At 72.2% G+C, this 14,787-nt stretch carries 13 protein-coding genes and 1 pseudogene; 8 read left to right on the forward strand and 6 right to left on the reverse strand.

What is annotated here, in order from left to right; genetic code table 11:
* Nucleotides 1–33 precede the first annotated feature (33 nt).
* Nucleotides 34–972, reverse strand: coding sequence for a bifunctional helix-turn-helix transcriptional regulator/GNAT family N-acetyltransferase (locus ACZ7L6_RS29155; RefSeq protein ID WP_471928933.1), 939 nt, complete (start codon nucleotides 970–972; stop codon nucleotides 34–36).
* 115 nt (nucleotides 973–1,087) lie between these two features.
* The gene (locus ACZ7L6_RS29160) at nucleotides 1,088–1,684 is read right to left on the reverse strand and encodes a dihydrofolate reductase family protein (protein ID WP_471928935.1); all 597 of its coding nucleotides are present in this window, start codon (nucleotides 1,682–1,684) and stop codon (nucleotides 1,088–1,090) included.
* 225 nt (nucleotides 1,685–1,909) lie between these two features.
* Between ACZ7L6_RS29160 and ACZ7L6_RS29165 the strand changes: the two genes are divergently transcribed.
* Both ACZ7L6_RS29165 and ACZ7L6_RS29170 read left to right on the forward strand, forming a co-directional pair.
* Complete coding sequence (locus ACZ7L6_RS29165; RefSeq protein WP_471928937.1) at nucleotides 1,910–2,509, forward strand: DinB family protein; 600 nt, start codon at nucleotides 1,910–1,912, stop codon at nucleotides 2,507–2,509.
* A gap of 164 nt (nucleotides 2,510–2,673) precedes the next feature.
* The gene (locus ACZ7L6_RS29170; RefSeq protein ID WP_471928939.1) at nucleotides 2,674–3,537 is read left to right on the forward strand and encodes a maleylpyruvate isomerase family mycothiol-dependent enzyme; all 864 of its coding nucleotides are present in this window, start codon (nucleotides 2,674–2,676) and stop codon (nucleotides 3,535–3,537) included.
* Between the two features lie 22 nt (nucleotides 3,538–3,559).
* Here the strand turns inward: ACZ7L6_RS29170 and ACZ7L6_RS29175 are convergent, their stop codons facing one another.
* On the reverse strand, nucleotides 3,560–4,606 hold the full coding sequence (locus ACZ7L6_RS29175) for a LacI family DNA-binding transcriptional regulator (protein ID WP_471928941.1): 1,047 nt from the start codon (nucleotides 4,604–4,606) through the stop codon (nucleotides 3,560–3,562).
* A gap of 272 nt (nucleotides 4,607–4,878) precedes the next feature.
* On the opposite strand from ACZ7L6_RS29175, the gene ACZ7L6_RS29180 reads away from it, so the two are divergent.
* From ACZ7L6_RS29180 to ACZ7L6_RS29205, 6 genes and pseudogenes are all read left to right on the forward strand, one after another.
* Nucleotides 4,879–6,036 (forward strand): Gfo/Idh/MocA family protein, encoded by a 1,158-nt coding sequence (locus ACZ7L6_RS29180; protein ID WP_471928943.1) that lies wholly within the window; start codon nucleotides 4,879–4,881, stop codon nucleotides 6,034–6,036.
* Complete coding sequence (locus ACZ7L6_RS29185) at nucleotides 6,033–7,184, forward strand: dihydrodipicolinate synthase family protein (RefSeq protein WP_471928945.1); 1,152 nt, start codon at nucleotides 6,033–6,035, stop codon at nucleotides 7,182–7,184. The genes ACZ7L6_RS29180 and ACZ7L6_RS29185 overlap by 4 nt, the downstream gene beginning before the upstream one ends.
* Nucleotides 7,185–7,216: 32 nt before the next feature.
* The gene (locus ACZ7L6_RS29190; RefSeq protein ID WP_471929071.1) at nucleotides 7,217–8,014 is read left to right on the forward strand and encodes a sugar phosphate isomerase/epimerase family protein; all 798 of its coding nucleotides are present in this window, start codon (nucleotides 7,217–7,219) and stop codon (nucleotides 8,012–8,014) included.
* Between the two features lie 219 nt (nucleotides 8,015–8,233).
* Nucleotides 8,234–10,012: pseudogene (locus ACZ7L6_RS29195) on the forward strand (DNRLRE domain-containing protein); the annotation flags it as partial.
* A 258-nt stretch (nucleotides 10,013–10,270) separates the two neighbouring features.
* Nucleotides 10,271–12,187: an amidase domain-containing protein gene (locus ACZ7L6_RS29200; protein ID WP_471929073.1), complete on the forward strand. Its 1,917-nt coding sequence runs from the start codon at nucleotides 10,271–10,273 to the stop codon at nucleotides 12,185–12,187.
* A gap of 2 nt (nucleotides 12,188–12,189) precedes the next feature.
* Nucleotides 12,190–12,648, forward strand: coding sequence for a hypothetical protein (locus tag ACZ7L6_RS29205; protein WP_471928947.1), 459 nt, complete (start codon nucleotides 12,190–12,192; stop codon nucleotides 12,646–12,648).
* A 139-nt stretch (nucleotides 12,649–12,787) separates the two neighbouring features.
* Here ACZ7L6_RS29205 and ACZ7L6_RS29210 read toward each other — a convergent pair whose 3' ends face one another.
* The 3 genes from ACZ7L6_RS29210 to ACZ7L6_RS29220 all read right to left on the reverse strand — a co-directional run bounded on the left by ACZ7L6_RS29210 (nucleotide 12,788) and on the right by ACZ7L6_RS29220 (nucleotide 14,738).
* Nucleotides 12,788–13,174 (reverse strand): DUF937 domain-containing protein, encoded by a 387-nt coding sequence (locus tag ACZ7L6_RS29210; RefSeq protein ID WP_471928949.1) that lies wholly within the window; start codon nucleotides 13,172–13,174, stop codon nucleotides 12,788–12,790.
* A gap of 275 nt (nucleotides 13,175–13,449) precedes the next feature.
* Nucleotides 13,450–13,839, reverse strand: a complete 390-nt coding sequence (gene rbsD, locus ACZ7L6_RS29215; protein ID WP_471928951.1) for a D-ribose pyranase — start codon at nucleotides 13,837–13,839, stop codon at nucleotides 13,450–13,452.
* Nucleotides 13,836–14,738, reverse strand: a complete 903-nt coding sequence (locus ACZ7L6_RS29220; RefSeq protein ID WP_471928953.1) for a ribokinase — start codon at nucleotides 14,736–14,738, stop codon at nucleotides 13,836–13,838. Before ACZ7L6_RS29220 ends, rbsD begins: the two co-directional genes overlap by 4 nt.
* Nucleotides 14,739–14,787: the final 49 nt, after the last annotated feature.

The raw sequence follows: 14,787 nt of genomic DNA on the forward strand, positions 1-14,787 counted from the left end.
AAACGAGGGGACGCCCACAACCACCGTCCCGGCTCAGCCCACGCCGTCGACGTCGTGCAGATCCAGGCGCCAGTCCTGTCCGGTCAGGTCCTTGCCGAAGGAGCGGTGGGGCTTCTCGGCGACGAGGACGAAACCGTGGCGCTGGTAGATACGGCGGGCGGCGGCCAGGACGTCGTTGGTCCACAGGACGAGATCGCGGTAGCCGACGCCGCGCGCGAAGTCGACGACCGCGCTGACCAGCCGGTCGCCGATGCCGAGGCCGCGGGCCTCCGGCTCGACGAGGAGGAGACGCAGCCGGGCCGTGCCCGGCGCCTCGTCCCGTACGCACATCACGCAGCCCACCGGCCGCCCGTCCAGCTCGGCGATCCACACCCGCTCCAGGTGCGGGTCGTGGTCCTCCGCGAAGTCCGCGACGATCCTCGCCACCAGCCCCTCGTAGTCGGCGTTCCAGCCGTACTCCGCGGCGTACAGCGCGGCGTTGCGCTGCACGATCCAGCCGAGGTCGCCGGGGCCGGGGTCACGCAGGAGGACGTCCTCGCTGCGGGGAGGGCGGCCGTGGGACAGGAGGGTGCGCACGGTCGCCATCGCCTCGGCGAGGCGCGGCCGTTCGGCCGCCGGCACCGTCGCCAGCAGCGCGCCGACCGCCTCGCTCGACCGCTCCTCCAGGAGCTTGCCGGTCTCCCGGCCGCGCGCGGTGAGCGTGACGCGCCGGCGGCGGGGGTCCTGCCGGGACGTCGTGCGCTCGATGAGCCCGTCCTGCTCGAACTTGTTCAGGATCCGGCTCAGATACCCGGCGTCCAGGGAGAGTTCGGCCCGCAGGTCGGCCGCGTCGGTCCGCGGGGAGTGCGCGAGCTCGTACAGGACGCGGGACTCGGTGAGGGTGTACGGGGCGTAGAGGTGGCGGCTGTAGTCGAGGGCGCCGATGACGTTCGTGTAGAAGCGGTTGAAGGCGCGGATGTCCTGGACGGTCATGAGCGTCGACCCCCGGATGTTCGGCTCAGGGTGGTGGACCCCGGGCGGTGGACCCAGGATCTTTGACTCAGTCAGAGATGTCTCCGTCGAGCCTAGAACGCCCGCGCCTCCGCGGCTACCCCTCGACGGCCGGCCGGTAGACGCACACCTGCACGCCGGTCTTCCCGGAGACCGTGGACACGAGCTCGAACGGCCGCTTCCCGCCGTCCGCCGGGAAGATCGACTTGCCGCCCCCGAGCAGCACCGGCATGACGATGAGCTGCAGCTCGTCGACCAGACCCTCCTGGATGAGGGTGCGGACGAGGGTCGGGCTGCCCATCATCGCCAGGTCACCGCCCTCGCTCTCGCGCAGCCCACGGATCCGGGCGACGGCCTCGCCGCCGGGGATGCGGGTGGTGTTGTTCCAGGTCAGCTCGGAGTCGGTGAGCGTGTCGGTCACGACGTACTTCTTCAGGGAGTTCAGCCGGTCGGCGAACGGGTCACCGGCCCGCTCGGGCCAGGCACCCGCCATGGTCAGGTAGGTCCGACGCCCGTACAGCAGCGCCTCGGCCTTCTCCAGCCCTTCGGTGAACGCCGGGCCGAGCACCTCCTCGTCGAAGTACGGGTGCGACCAGCCGCCGTGCGCGAAGCCGCCGTCGGTGTCCTCCTCGGGGCCGCCGGGGGCCTGGACGACGCCGTCGAGGCTGATGAACTCGGTGATGACGATGCGCATGAGAGGCGCTCCTGTTTCTCGCTCGGGTGAGGACGGCATGAGAGACCGGAACGCGGCCGGAAACTCATCGGTGGGGGAGTCCTATGTGCGGAACCAGGGATTCAGTAGAGGGCGCGCGGGACGGGACGCGCGGGAGAGGGCGCGCGGGACGGGACGCGCGGGAGAGGGCGCACACCTGGCGGAAACCCTGATGAGCGAAGATCACGCAACTGGCACACTGCCCCGATGACCGCCACGGACCCCAAGGAAGACCTCCGCCGCTGCCTCCAGGACGCCCGCGACGCCCTCCTCTGGAAGCTCGACGGCCTCTCTGAGTACGACATCCGCCGCCCGATGACCCCCACCGGCACCAACCTGCTCGGCCTGGTCAAGCATCTGACCGGCGCGGAGGCCTTCTACTTCGGCGAGACCTTCGGACGCCCCTGCCCGGCACCTCCGCTCTGGATCACCGGCGACGCCTCCGAGCCGAACGCCGACCTGTGGGCGACCGCCGACGAGACACGCGACGGGATCGTCGACGGCTATCGCAGGGTCTGCGCCCACGCGAACGCGACGATCGAGGCGCTGCCCCTGGACACGGTCGGCCGCATCCCCGGGGACACCCCGGGCGACATCACTCTCCACCGCGTCCTCGTCCACATGATCGGCGAAACCCATCGGCACGCCGGCCACGCGGACATCGTGCGCGAACTCGTCGACGGGGGCACGGGGTTGCGCATGGGGGACGGCAACATGGCGCCGGGCGACGCGCAGTGGTGGGAGAAGCACCGGGAGCGGGTGGAACTCGCGGCTCGGACAGCTGCCGACCGGGGGTTGGACGCTTAGGCCGCCTGCCCGAGTTCGCCTGCCCAAGGCCGTCTGCCCGAGGCCGTCTCGGGGTCGCCTGCCCGGGGCTGTCTCGGGGGTCGACTGCCCGAGGTCGCCTCGCGGCCGCCTGCCCGACAAATATCCGGTGGCCCAGCGAACCCCCCTTCGGCAGCCTTCAGTTCATGGACCCACAGCCCGCTGCCCCACCCAGCCACCCCTGGCTCGGCCCCCCGATCGACGCCCGCCCCCTCTTCGTCCACGAGCACGCCGCCCTCATCGCCACCCTGCGCGGGCTGGCCCCGGCCGACTGGTCGCGGGAGGCGGTGCCCGGCTGGAGCGTGCACCATGTCGCCGCGCACCTGCTGGGGGACTGCTACGGCCGCCTCGCCCGGCACCGGGACGGGTACGGGGAGGGCCCCGGTTTCGCACCCGGTGAGGATCTGGCGACGTACATCCACCGCATCAACCAGGAGTGGGTCTACGCCCACGCCCGAGTCAGCCCCGCCGCACTCACCGACACCCTCGACCTGGTCGGCGGACAGGTCGCCCGCCTCTTCGAAGGCGCCGACCCGGAGGCGCCCTCGCTGGGAGTCTCCTGGGCCGGAGCGGACCCGGCGCCGATGTGGCTCGACACCGCCCGGGAGTTGACCGAGTACTGGACCCACCGCCAGCAGATCCGGCACGCCACCGGCCAGGGCACAGACCCCGACCCGAAGCGCCTCGCGGTGGTCCTGGACACCTTCATGCGCGCCCTGCCGCACACCCTGCGCCAGACGACCGCTCCCGTCGGCACCCGGATTCAGGTCCAGGTGGACGGCCCCGCCGGCGGCGTCTGGACAGCCACCGCCACCACCGCCGAGGGCGAGTGGTCCCTGGCCGAACCTCCCGCCGACCGCACCACTGCCGTCCTCCACCTCGACGCGGAGACCGCCTGGCGTTTGTGCGTTCGCGGGATCGAACCTGCCGACGCGCTCACCCGCGCCCGCATCGACGGTGACGTCCGTCTCGCGGAAGCCGCCTGTCAGATCGTGTCCATCGTGTACTGACAGGGAAGCCTCAACAGGGCAGCTACCCCCGAGGCCCCCCGGAAGACCCCCGAACCATCAGCTCCCCCCGAATCGTCGCGATCCCCCCGGGCGGCGGCTCCTCCCGCCCCATGGCGATCCGCCCGGCCCGCGCCCCCGCCTCCGCCAACGGCAACCGCACCGTCGTAAGAGAGGGCACCGCATCGATGCTGAACGGAAGGTCGTCGAACCCCGCCACCGACACGTCGTCCGGAATCCGCAGCCCGGAGTCCCGCAGCGCCGCGCACGCCCCCAGCGCGACGGAGTCGTTCGCCGCGACCACGGCCGTCAACGACGGGTCCCGGCGCAGCAGCTCCAGCGTCGCCTCGTAACCGGACTGCCGGTCGTAGCGCCCATGGACCGTCCAGCGCGCGTCCTCCTCGATGCCGTGCGCCTCGAGCGCGGCCCGGTGGCCCTCCAGCCGGTGCCGGGTCGTCGTGCGCTCCTCCGGGCCCGCGATGTAGCCGAGCCGCCGGTGGCCCAGGCCGATCAGGTGCTCGGTCAGTTCGCGCCCGCCGCCGCGGTTGTCGAAGGTCAGCGCGATCGCGCCGGTGTCCGGGGCGGGGGGACGCCCGCACAGCACCACCCGCGTCCCGGCGTCCGCCAGCTTGCGCAGCTTGGCCGCGACCGCCGCCGCGTGCGGCTCGTCCTCCACGGCGCCGCCGGTCAGCACGACCGCCGCGGCGCGCTGCCGCTGCAGCAGGGTCAGGTACGTCAGCTCGCGCTCAGGTGTGCCGCCGGTGTTGCAGACCACCGCGAGCCGCTCGCCGCCCGCGCGGCCGCCCGGCCCGCCGATCTCGGACTGGATCGCGCTCGCCATGATCCCGAAGAAGGGGTCGGCGATGTCGTTGACCAGGATGCCGACCAGGTCGGACGTCGCCGCGGCCAGCGCGCTCGCGGGGCCGTTGAGTACGTAGTCCAGCTCGTCCACCGCCCGCAGCACCCGCTCCCGGGTGGTGGCGGCCACGGGGTAGTTCCCGTTCAGTACGCGCGACACCGTCGCGGGGGAGACCTGGGCGCGGGCCGCCACGTCCGCCAGGGTCACCGTCATCTCGTCGTCCTCCGGTCGCGCATCTCGTCGTACCACCGCATCCGTGCTCGTAGACAGGCCGCCCGGGGCCCTTGGTTCCGACTGTGTCGAGCAGACCTTACGGCCAGAAACCCCCGTTGTTCGTCCCCTCGAACAACTCAACCTCGTCACGGTCTTGTCCAGACCGCTGCTCAGAGGCTAGCTTCTTATCCCATAGAAAGCGCTTGCTGCGACGCTCACCAGTGCACAACAGGGCGATACACGGCGCAGACTCCGCGTACGAAGGGAACGACGTGACACGCAAGACGGTGCGTATCGCCATGAACGGTGTGACGGGGCGCATGGGCTACCGCCAGCACCTGGTCCGCTCCATCCTGGCCATCCGTGAGCAGGGCGGCCTCGACCTCGGCGACGGCACCGTGCTGTGGCCGGAACCGATCCTGGTCGGCCGCCGCGAGCACGCGCTGAAGGCGCTCGCCGAGCGGCACGGCCTGGCCCCCGAGAACATCTCGACCGACGTCGACGCGGTCCTCGCCGACCCGACCGTCGACATCTACTTCGACGCCCAGGTCACCTCAGCCCGCGAGGAGGCGATCAAGAAGGCGATCGCCGCCGGCAAGCACATCTACACCGAGAAGCCGACCGCGACCGGGCTGGAGGGCGCCCTGGAGCTCGCCCGGCTCGCCGCCGACGCCGGCATCAAGCACGGCGTCGTCCAGGACAAGCTCTTCCTCCCGGGCCTGCTGAAGCTGAAGCGGCTCATCGACGGCGGCTTCTTCGGCCGCATCCTGTCGATCCGCGGCGAGTTCGGCTACTGGGTCTTCGAGGGCGACTGGCAGGCCGCCCAGCGCCCGTCCTGGAATTACCGCGCCGAGGACGGCGGTGGCATCGTTGTCGACATGTTCCCGCACTGGGAGTACGTCCTGCACGAGCTGTTCGGCCGCGTGAAGTCCGTCCAGGCCATCGCCACCACCCACATCCCGCAGCGCTGGGACGAGAACGGCAAGCCCTACGACGCCACGGCCGACGACGCCGCGTACGGCATCTTCGAGCTGGACGGCGGCGCGATCGCCCAGATCAACTCTTCGTGGGCCGTGCGCGTCAACCGCGACGAGCTCGTCGAGTTCCAGGTCGACGGTACGGAGGGTTCGGCCGTCGCGGGCCTCAGGAACTGCCGGGTGCAGCACCGCTCCGCCACGCCGAAGCCGGTATGGAACCCGGACATCCCCGCCACCGAGGTCTTCCGCGACCAGTGGCAGGAGGTCCCCGACAACGCCGAGTTCGACAACGGCTTCAAGGCCCAGTGGGAGCTCTTCCTCAAGCACGTCTACGCCGACGCCCCGTACCACTGGGACCTCCTCGCCGGCGCCCGCGGCGTCCAGCTCGCCGAGCTGGGCCTGCGGTCCTCGGCCGAGGGCCGCCGTATCGACGTAGCGGAGATCTCGCTGTGACCATCCACCTGCCCGACTCCCGGGGCGGCCTGCGGGCGTACGAGTCCCGCACCGAGCCGCTCGTCCTCACCCCGGGCGCGCCCTTCAGCTCCCGTACGGTCTTCTCGGCGGCGCACGTCGTCGCCGACCCGTTCGCCGACGTGTCCCCCGACTCGCCCGCCGCCGTCGACTGGGACGCCACCCTCGCCTTCCGCCGCCACCTGTGGTCGCACGGCCTCGGCGTCGCCGAGGCCATGGACACCGCGCAGCGCGGGATGGGCCTGGACTGGGCGGGCGCGGCCGAGCTGATCCGCCGCAGCGCCGCCGAGGCCAAGGCGGTCGGCGGGCGGATCGCCTGCGGTGTGGGCACCGACCAGATCGCCGCCGGTTCGCTCGCCGAGGTCCGGGCGGCGTACGAGGAGCAGCTCGCCGTCGTCGAGGAGAGCGGGGCGCAGGCGATCCTGATGGCCTCGCGTGCGCTGGCCGCGGCCGCTTCCGGCCCCGAGGACTACCTCGAGGTCTACGGCCACCTCCTCCGCCAGTCCGCCGAGCCGGTGATCCTGCACTGGCTGGGCCCGATGTTCGACCCGGCGCTGGAGGGCTACTGGGGGTCGAGCGACCTGGACGCGGCCACCGACACCTTCCTGGAGGTCATCGCCGCGCACCCCGACAAGGTGGACGGCATCAAGGTGTCGTTGCTGGAGGCACAGCGCGAGATCGACATCCGCCGCCGCCTCCCGCAGGGCGTGCGCTGCTACACCGGCGACGACTTCAACTACCCCGAGCTGATCGCCGGCGACGAGCAGGGCTTCAGCCACGCGTTGCTCGGCATCTTCGACCCGCTGGGGCCGTTGGCGGCGGAGGCGGTACGGGTGCTCGACACCGGGAACGTCGCCGAGTTCCGCGAACTCCTCGACCCGACGGTCGAGCTGTCCCGCCACCTCTTCCAGGCGCCCACCCGCTTCTACAAGACGGGCGTGGTGTTCCTGGCCTGGCTGGCCGGTCACCAGTCGCACTTCACCATGGTCGGCGGCCTGCAGTCGGCCCGCTCCCTCCCGCACTTGGCCCGCGCCTACGAACTCGCCGACGGCCTGGGCCTGTTCCCGGACCCGAAGTCGGCCGAGGAGCGGATGAAGAACCTGCTCGCCCTGTACGGAGTGGCCCAGTGAGCACCGGACTCGAACGCTTCTCCATCAACCAGATGACGGTGAAGCAGCTGAGCATGCCCCAACTGGTCGATGCCTGCGGCGAGTTGGGTGTGGTGAACGTCGGCCTGTGGCGCGAACCCGTCCAGTCGTACGGCCTGGAGGCGACGGCCAAGCTGGTCCGCGACGCCGGTCTGACCGTGACCACGCTGTGCCGCGGCGGCTTCTTCACGGCGATCGACCCGCAGGAGCGGGCCGCGGCGCTGGACGACAACCGCCGGGCGGTCGACGAGGCGGCGACGCTGGGCACCGACGTCCTGGTGCTGGTGTCCGGGGGGCTGCCTGCCGGTTCCAAGGACCTGCACGGCGCCCGGGAGCGGATCGCCGACGCGCTGGGCGAGCTGGGCCCGTACGCCGAGGAGCGCGGTGTGAAGCTGGCCATCGAGCCGCTGCACCCGATGTACGCCGCCGACCGCTGCGTGGTGTCGACCCTGGCCCAGGCCCTGGACCTCGCGGAACGCTTCCCGGCCCAGCAGGTCGGCGTCACGGTGGACACGTACCACATCTGGTGGGACGACACGGCGCCGGAGCAGATCGCCCGGGCGGGCGCCTCGGGCCGTATCCACACCTTCCAGCTCGCCGACTGGGCGACCCCCTTGCCGGAAGGCGTGCTCACCGGGCGCGGCCAGATCGGGGACGGCGCGATCGACATGCGCGAGTGGAAGGGCTACGTGGAGGCGGCCGGGTACGCCGGGGCCATCGAGGTCGAGCTGTTCAACGACGGGCTGTGGGCCCGGGACGGCCGGGAGGTGCTGGCGGAGACGGCGGCGCGGTTCGTGGAGCACGCGGGCTAGCGCGCGCAGGGCGCGGCGGGCTGCGGCACACAGGGATCAGGGGAGCGCCGACGGCTTTCGGGCCGTCGGCGTTCCCTATATCGGTGATGATCAATATCACTCGTGCGATAGCTGAATAGATACCCCTAAACCGGTCATCGGCTGGCATGTGCGATTCGGCCGTTCCTCCTAGGCTTTGCCGTCGCATTGCCCGCCATTGACCAAAGGCTCAGCACACACATGCGCATACCCAAGGCCGGTGTCTCCGGCCTGGTTCTCCTGTCCGTCCTGCTGCCCGCGGGCCCGGTGCACGCCGCGGCCGCGCAGCCCGACGCCCCGCCGACTCCCGCCGTACGACAGGCACCTGACGTACCGTCGGCCCTGGCCGCCGCACGGCGTTCCGGCCACCGGGTCGAGGCGCTGTCCGAGCGGACCGAGACCTCCACGACCTGGGTGCACGGGGACGGCTCCCTGACCACCGAACTGACCGCCGGTCCGATCCGCTTCGAGCGCGGTGGCCGCTGGGTCACCGTCGACACCGACCTCGCCGAACGCGCGGACGGCTCCGTGGCGCCCAAGGCCCACCCCGCCGGCCTCACCCTGGCCGGCCAGGGCGGAGACCCGGCCGACTCCCTCGCCGAGACCCGCACCGCCGAGCCCCGCGACCTCGTCACCCTCGGCGAGGGCGACCGGCAGGTCGCGCTCCAGTGGAAGGGCGGCCTGCCCGAGCCCCGGCTCGACGGCAACCGGGCCGAGTACCCCGAGGCCGTGCCCGGCGCCGACGTGATCGTCGAGGCCACCCGGACGGGCTTCGAGCAGTACGTCGAGATCAAGAAGCGCCCGAAGGAGGCCGGCTACCGCTACACGCTGCCGCTGCGCGCCGAGGGGCTGCGTGCCGAGCGGCAGGCCGACGGCAGCGTACTGTTCACCGACCGTCGCACCGGCCAGGAACGGGCCGTGATGCCGGCGCCGGTGATGTGGGACGCCACCGTCGACGAGCGGTCCGGCGAGCACACCCGTCGCCTCCCGGTGGACATGGAGGTCGTCGAGAAGGACGACGACTCGCTCGACCTCGTGGTCACCCCGGACGCGGACTTCCTGGCCGACCCGAAGACCCGCTACCCGGTGACCGTCGACCCGTCGACCTCCGCGCTCGGCAACGTCTTCGACACCTACGTCCAGCAGGGCGAGACCCGCGACTGGTCCACCGACACCGAGCTCGACTTCGGCAACCCCGGCACCAAGAACGCCAACGGCACCCCACGCACCGCGCAGTCGTACGTCACCTGGGGCACCGCCCCTGTCGCCGACGCCCTGGTCAGCAGCGCCAAGTTGAGCCTGTGGAACTTCCACTCGGCCAACACCGACTGCAAGCCGCAGGCGTGGGAGGTGTGGTCGGCCGACCCGGCCACCGTCTCCAGCCGCTGGACCAACCGGCCGGCCCTGCACACCAAGTACGCCACCGCCACGGCCACCAAGGGCAACCCCGCCTGCGGCGACGACGGCTGGATCGACGCCGACGTGACCTCGCTGGTGCAGAGCTGGGCCTCGGCCAAGGCCCCGCAGTCCACGATGGCTCTGCGCGCCGCCGACGAGTCGGCCGTCGGACAGTGGAAGCGGGTCAACTCCGCCAACGCCACCGCGAACCCGCCCAAGCTGACGGTGACGTACAACTTCCGTCCCCGCTCCGGGAACAACCGCCAGGCCGGACCGCCCTACGCCAAGGACGCCTCCGGCACCTGGCAGGTCAACACCACGACGCCGACGCTGCGTGACACGTTCACCGACAAGGACGGCGACAAGATCAACGGGACCTTCGAGGTGGTGGACGCCGCCACCGGCAAGCGCGTCGGCGACTACCTTGTCTCCCCGTTCGTGGACTCCGGCCGCGCCGCCGCCGTCACCCTGCCCGACGGGCTGCTCAAGGACGGCGCCACCTACCGCTTCCGCACCAGCCCCTACGACGGCACCCACTTCAACACCGCCTGGTCCGAGTGGAGCACCTTCACCGTCACCACCGGCCGTCGGCCCGGCGGACTGCCCGACATGCCGCAGGCCCTGGAGTACGGCGCCGCGGACACGCTCACCCCGCTGCTCTCCGGCGTCGTCAGCAGCCCCGAACAGGGCCGCGTCCGCGCCGAGTTCGCCCTGCGCGACGAGGACGGCAAGCCGCTTGCGGGCGTGACCGTCCCCGACGCCTGGGTGGACAGCGGCCTGCGCGCCGCCGCCCAGGTGCCCGCGGGCGCCCTGCGCGCCGGCAGCACGTACCGCTGGGCGATGCGCGCCTGCACCGACACGGGCTGCTCGGCCTGGTCGTACGAGCAGGAGTTCACCGCGCAGGACAGCCCCGCGGCCAAGGCTCCTCAGACCCAGTCCCTGACGCTGAGCGGCGGCTCGCTCGACGACGCCACCGCGCCGCTGGGCGAGCAGGCGGCCGCCGTGCGCGACGAGCGGCTGACCCTCGACGCCGGGCGCGCCGTCTGGCTCAGGCCCGACCTCTCCAAGCTGCCCGCCGGGGCCCGCATCGTCCGGGCCCGGCTGGAGCTCACACCCGTCCAGGGCACCGAACGCCCGGTGGAGATCTACGAGTTGCTGGATCCCTGGACGGCCCCGCAGACCGGCGGTGGCCTCCTCGCCGCCCTCGACGAGGCACCCTTCGCCGAGGCGGCACGCCCGGGCGACCAGGACCTCGCACCCGTCGTCCAGTCCTGGCTGGAGCAGGAGACCGGCGAGGGGCTGGCGCTGCGCCTGCCGGCCGGCTCGACCGGCACCGTCGCCTACCACTCCGGCCGCGCCAAGGACGCCGCCCAGCGGCCGCGTCTGGTCGTCGACTACGTGCCGCCGGCCGCGCCGGGCCGCCCGCAGGACGTGCGGGCCACCTCCGGTGACGGCGGACTGGTCGCCACCTGGAACCCGCCGCAGGACGAGGGCACGTCCGGTGACGGACCGGAATACACGGTCGTCGTGCAGAAGCAGGACGGCACCGAGGTGGCCCGCCTGACCACGTCCGCCCCCCGCGCCGTCGTCGACGGGCTCGCCGACAGGACCGCCTACCGCGTGTCGGTCCAGGCCCGCACCGCGCACGGCACCAGCGCCGCCGCCCTGTCGGAGACGGTGACCACCGCGGCCGTTCCCGGCGGTGCCGCCGCCTACCGGCAGATCGTCCAGCAGTACCTCGACGCCCGGACCGGCCTGCTCACCGGCCGTCACTCCACGGCCGCCGCCGCGCTGGCCGCGAGTTCCCGCGGGGCCGCCTTCGCGGATCTGCTGAACGCCCAGGCACCGGCCCTGCTGGAGGCCCGCGCGGCCCTCGCCCGGCACGGCCGTACCTACACGGACGCCGCCACGACCCTGTCCGACGTGCTGGTCGGCGTCGACGCGGGCGGCACGCCCTACCTGCGGGCGTCGGTCGCGGAGACCGCCGTGCTGACCCAGGACGGCACCGGCGAGACGGACGAAGGGCTCCAGGAGCAGCGGTTCACCTTCAGCACCAACACCGGCTCGCCCATCCTGCACCTGGAGGCCGACGCCCCGGCCGCGGAGAAGGTCCTGACCGAGTCGCCGTCCGCCTGGCAGGGACTGGACATCGCGCCGCCCCAGGAGCAGGACGCCGACGAGGTACCCGACGAGCCGATCGCCCTCGACGCGGACGGCTTCCCGGTGGACGAGCCCACGGGACCGGCGCCGGTGGCCCTGCGCGCCGCGGCGGTCTCCGGCTCGGGCACCGCCAAGTGGGCCTCGAAGAACATCAACACCAAGTGGGAGTACGGCCAGGACTGCACGAACTTCGTGTCCAAGGCTCTCTACTACGGCGGGAAGATGAAGACCCGCATGGGCGGCCGCAAGCACGACCGCGCCTGGTGGCAGCAGTACTACCTGTTCGGCACGATCAAGAACAAGAGCTACACCTGGTCGGGCGCGGAGAACTTCCGCCGCCACATGACCAAGTACCGCAAGGCGCCGTCGGTGTCGAAGAAGAACGCCAGGCCGGGCGACATCGTGATGTTCAAGTGGAAGAAGGAGAAGGTGTACAATCACGCCGCGGTGGTCGTCGGGAACACCGGCCGCGACCTCCAGCTGAGGCAGCACGGAGGCGTGAACAAGACCACCCTGAGCGCCGCCATCGCCCGCTACAGGAACAAGGCCAACTACATCGAGCGTGTGGTCATCCTCCGCCCGAAGTCGAGGAGCTGACCATGAGCAGGAAGACCCCGAGGGCCGCCGCCCTGGTCGCCCTCCTCACCCTGTCCGCCGGCGCCCTGCTGACGGCCTGTTCCGACGACGGGCTGGACTACCAGACCGACTACGCCAATCACCGCCCGCTGCGCGTCACCGGTTACCCCTCGACGGGGAGCCTGGAGACGGTGCAGCAGGTGGTCTGGCGGCTCGCGGACGGGGACGTCGACGCTCTGGCCGCGCTGGACACGGAGGGTGGCGACGCCCGCTCCGCGGCCCGCGACTGGGTCGAGACGTACGGCAAGGCGGCCGGCGCGGAGGTGACCGCGGACTTCCTCGACGAGGGCTCCGTACGCCAGGACGTGGTGCTGCACTTCGCCGGGCCCCGCCGCACCCAGGAACTCACCGTCCGCATCGGGGACGACGACAGCTGGGGAGTGGTCCTCGACGCTCCGGCCCCCACACCGGCCTCCCGGTGATGAGGGTGAGGAGGCGGCCTGCCCGCCACTGAGGGGCGGTCGCCGTAGGTGCCGTACGTGTCGTGTGCACGTGCGGCACCTACGTGCCGTAGGCGCTCATCCCACTCGTCTCGTGCGGCGGACCACTGTCTCCCGATCGCTATTTCCCGGCGGCCCGCTTCGTGAGCACCGCCAGCTCCACCGGAATCACCATCTCCACGACCCGGGACACCGCATCCGGCGGCAGGCCCGTCCTGCGGGCCACCGCCCGCGCCACCGACTCGGCCTCCTCGGCCAGTACCCCGGCCATGAGGCCGCCCGTCGCGAAGCCGCCCAGCGTGGCCACGCCCGTGAGCGGGGCCTCGTGCGGTGTCGCGACGGCCTCCGCCTCGCCGGACAGGGCCGCCACCGTCGTACCGACCATCTGCCGGGCGCCCGTCTCGTCCGTGCCCAGCAGCCTCGCGATGTCCCCGATCCGGTCGTCGCCGAGCTCGTCGAGCACGTCGTCCTGGAGGGACATGAGGGGGTTCTCGTCTACCTCTGACATGTCTGAAACGCTACGTCTGCCCTGATTCCTCGGCACGCCGAGCGCCGCCGGGATACGCCGCCGGGACGCGCGCCGGGCGCATGCCGGGGACAGTCCGAAAAAAATCCGCGGCGACCGTGCAACCCTTCCCCCACCTCGCGGGTCGTACTTGGCATCAGGACTCTTGGAGGGGGATCTGGGGGGATCGCGGGGGTCCTGACGGGAGGGGAAAACCCGAGGGGCTCGGTCGACGGACCGGGCCCCTCGAAACGTCCGGCGGGTCGCACATCAGCGGGTCAGAAGAAGACCCCGCAGCGCAGCAGCACATTCGCGTACGGCCGTGCCTCACCGGTCCGTACCACCAGCCGCGCCCCGGCCGACAGCTCCTTGAGCCGTTCGTGCGTGACCAGCTCCAGCTCGGGAAACTCGCCCTCCAGCAGTGCGGCCACCGCCGGATTGGCGTCCCGCGTCTCCTTCGCCGCCGTCGCGCCCTCCACCACCAGCTCGGCCAGCAGACCGTCCAGCACTACGGCGAAGGACGGCACCCCGGCCCGGAACGCCAGGTCCACGACCCGGGGCCCGCCGGGTATCGGCATGCCCACGTCGCACACCAGCACGCCGTCGCCGTGGCCCAGCTCGGCCAGGGCGCCGGAGAGGTGACGGTTCAGGATTCCGGCCTTCTTCACGGGGCCTCGACCTCCGCCGCCGTGGGGAAGGACTCCTGCGCGCCCTCCTTCGTGACCGCCGCCGCCCCGACCCGGGCCGCGTACGCCGCCGCCTCCGCCAGGGACGAGCCCGTGCCGAGCTTCCAGGCCAGCGCGGCCGTGAACGCGTCGCCCGCGCCCGTCGTGTCCACCGCGTCCACCTTCACGGACGCAACCCGCGTCACCCCGGCCGAGGAGGCCACCAGCGCCCCCTCCGAACCCAGGGTCACCACCACCGAGCGGGGCCCCTTGGCGAGCAGGATCCGTGCCCAGTCCTCCGGTGTCTCGCCCACCGCGGAGTCGCCGAGGATGACCTTCGCCTCGTGCTCGTTCACGATCAGCGGGTCACAGGCCGCCAGCACCTCGGCCAGCAGCGGGCGGGGCGGGGAGGGGTTGAGGACGAATCGGCTGCCGTCCGCCAGACTGCGGACCACTTCCACGACCGTCTCCAGCGGGATCTCCAGCTGGGCGGAGACCACCCGTGACGCCTGGAAGAGGCTCGCGGCGGCCCGTACGTCCTGCGGAGTGAGTCTGCCGTTGGCCCCCGGCGAGACCACGATGCTGTTGTCCCCGGACGGGTCCACCGTGATCAGCGCGACGCCGGTCGGCGCTCCGCCGACCAGGACGCCCACCGTGTCGACACCGGCCGCCCGCTGCGAGTCGAGCAGCAGCCGGCCGTACGCGTCGTCGCCGACGCGGGCCAGCAGGGCCGTACGGGCCCCGAGCCGGGCGGCGGCGACCGCCTGGTTCGCGCCCTTGCCGCCCGGGTGGACGGCCAGATCGGAGCCGAGCACGGTCTCGCCGGCGCCCGGCCGGCGCTCGACACCGATCACCAGGTCGGCGTTGGCCGACCCTACGACCAGCAGGTCGTAGTCGTACATGAGGTTGCTCCCCTGATAGTCCCCGTGGTGACGTACGGCGGGCGGCCCC

This window comes from Streptomyces sp. NPDC107522, assembly GCF_055657525.1.